Origin of the sequence: Alistipes sp. 56_sp_Nov_56_25 (assembly GCF_001915285.1) — a bacterium.
Lineage (GTDB): Bacteria > Bacteroidota > Bacteroidia > Bacteroidales > Rikenellaceae > Alistipes > Alistipes shahii.
On record NZ_MNQF01000053.1, the window covers coordinates 1 to 2,511 of the forward strand.

Genomic DNA, 2,511 nt, shown 5'->3' on the forward strand with positions numbered 1-2,511 from the left:
TTGTAGGTGTTCTTGGTTTGGATCAACTTGGCGTCCTGATTCTCGTAATGGGTGTAGTCGGCGGCGTACTTGGTGTTGAACAACGTGCGGAATTTCTTCGACCAGCGGTTGGTCAGCGTTCCCTGGATGAACGAGTTGGTGTCCCACAGCCGCTCACCATGGCGGAAGACGTTGTTGACGATGGCACCCGGGATGCCGCGTTCGGAGTTGTAGGTGTAGGCCCGCACGGTCCATTGTCCGTCGGCCATCTTGCCGTGGAGTCCGGCCTCCATGCGCGTAGCGTTGATGTCGCCGTTCTGTCGGTAGGCCGTCGTGTCGTAGGCGATCTCGCCCAGCGTGTTGCGGCGGCGGTAGCGGAATTTGTACCGGCCGGTGGCGTTGGTCCACTCGCCGCTGAACGACGAGCTGACGGCGTCGGAGATCTTATACTCGTAGCGCATCGAGGGATTGATGAGCCCGAACGAGCCGGTCTTCATCGTGGCCTTGAAATTGGCCCGCTTGCCCTCCTCGAAGCGGGGGCGCCGCGTAGTGATGTAGATGGTTCCCGAGGCCCCGAAATCCTTGGCCGACTGGAAAATGTCACTCTTCTGTCCGTTATAGAGCGATATTTCCTCCACGTCGTCCAGCGAGAAGCGCCCCAGATCGACCTGCCCGTTCTGGGCGTTGCCCAACTGGATTCCGTCGTAGAAGACCGCCATGTGGTTGGTGCCCATTGAGCGGATGTTGACGGTCTTCAGTCCGCCTACACCTCCGTAGTCCTTGAGCTGCACGCCCGCGAAATAGCGGATGGCGTCGGCCACCGAAAGACTGTTCAGCCGTTGCAGGTCGACCTCCTTGAGGACCTGTGCGGGGATGACTTCGCGGTATTTGGGAATGACGGGGGTGCCGACGATGATGACCTCGTTGATTTTCTGGATACTGTCCAGTTTTCCGACGTAACGCCGGTTCGTGGTGGAATCGGCTTTATCGGATGCCTGAACTGCTGTGGAAATTCCCCCCCCCCGCAATAAATGCGAGACATAGGATCGAAAGGTAGAATTGCTTCATTATGCGCTTGGTATCAATAGTTTGTTCGGTAACCATTGATTCCACAGCCGCAATGCAACGAAACAAAATGAAAAAGTGCTTTACATGCATTATCGATTCACGCCCATTCTCCGCAGGCTGCGAAACCAATCTGTCATGCAAGGCAGGTCTTCTGACTTATTCCGGTTACGACGCCTTCCCGGTTTTCACCAGTGGCTGAGATTGTCGATCCCTCATGTGTCCGTTTCCGGACAGGAACTTACAGCAGCGGGAACTGTTGCCGACTTTCACGGCATTCCCTTTTAATCGATCGGAGGCCATATGGCCTTCTTTCCGAACCTTTGCGTGGCAAAGATACAAAATTTACCAGTAATAAAAAATGTTTTTATTTTTTATTAGTCTGTGTCGTTTTATATTGGTCGCTCTGTTTATACCAATATGTAGCTTCGCCCCGCCATTCGTTCCGATCTCTATATAAATACCCGGTTGCCAATATTGTCAAAATTGATAATACGGTTAGAAATACGATTGTTCTCAGAACGATAGGTGGTTGTTTGAGATAGCGTATCTGGGTTTTCATTTCCCATAATGTATTGTTGGCGAGCTTTTCGAATTTCGTCGTATCAACTTCGTTCTTGAATTCGGATAAAGACTTTTTGAAACTTAGAACTTCAGTAATTATTGTTCGATTCTCCTTGTCGATCACCTCCAGTCTCCCCGCTAACTGCGCCAGCAACGCGTTGTATCTGTCGGTAAATTCCTGCATCTGCTCGGTTTTTGCTCCGGACAAGGCCGTATTCCGTTGCAGTTGTTCGAGCTGCTGTGCGATCTGCCCTTGCGAGAGCTCTGCGGCCTCTATCAGCCGTTCGATCCGTTCCAGCTGCGTATTCTCCCAACCTGCGTTCCCTACGCCGCCTGCTTTGGCGTTTTTAATGGCTTTGACAAGTGTTTCCTTGAGGTCTTCGTACATCTCGATTGAGAGGTCGATCTTATTTTTGTCGTTCATGGCTTTCCGGTTTTAAGGTTATATTTTCATTTTGGCTCTTCTTTTCTGTTCTTCGAGCCTGCGGCGACGTTCCATCGCGGCGATGGCCATTGCTTCGGCTGCGGCGTTGAGCAGCGCCGTGATTCGTGCGATATGCTCTTCGGGACTTTCTCCCGGCTTGCGCTGCAACTGTGCGGCCGATACTCCGACCGGCGAACTGGCCGGCGGAAGCGGAATCGCGTCGATCTTTCCGCCGGGGCTAGGCGCCGCAGGCTCTTCGCGCGTACCGCCGCCCATGCCGCCGAACAACCCGGCAAATGCCGAACGGTAATTGCCTGCCGCCGCCGAGAGGTTCCCGAAGAGCGTGGCCCGGTGCTGGGTTTGTTGCTGCACGTGGGTAAAATGACGGTCGAGTTTCGTAAAGCTGAAAGCCCGGTCGATCTTCGATCCGGAGAACTCGAAGCCGTTTTTCGAGAAGAGGATACCCTGCTTGCGGTCGG

2 protein-coding genes, 1 pseudogene and 1 riboswitch are annotated in these 2,511 nt (G+C 53.5%); all 3 genes and pseudogenes read right to left on the reverse strand.

Going from position 1 to position 2,511, the window contains the following annotated elements:
* A partial coding sequence (locus BHV64_RS09135; protein WP_288115782.1) for a TonB-dependent receptor occupies positions 1-1,007 on the reverse strand: 1,007 nt, incomplete at its 3' end.
* Between the two features lie 164 nt (positions 1,008-1,171).
* Positions 1,172-1,385, reverse strand: a riboswitch (cobalamin riboswitch).
* A 26-nt stretch (positions 1,386-1,411) separates the two neighbouring features.
* Positions 1,412-2,032: a hypothetical protein gene (locus BHV64_RS09140; protein WP_217727511.1), complete on the reverse strand. Its 621-nt coding sequence runs from the start codon at positions 2,030-2,032 to the stop codon at positions 1,412-1,414.
* A gap of 18 nt (positions 2,033-2,050) precedes the next feature.
* A pseudogene (locus BHV64_RS09145) lies at positions 2,051-2,511 on the reverse strand (relaxase/mobilization nuclease domain-containing protein); the annotation flags it as partial.

What these genes read in the sequence shown, in the direction of transcription:
- BHV64_RS09140 (WP_217727511.1), bottom strand. Translation starts at nt 2,032, where the DNA reads ATGAACGACAAAAATAAGATCGACCTCTCAATCGAGATGTACGAAGAC.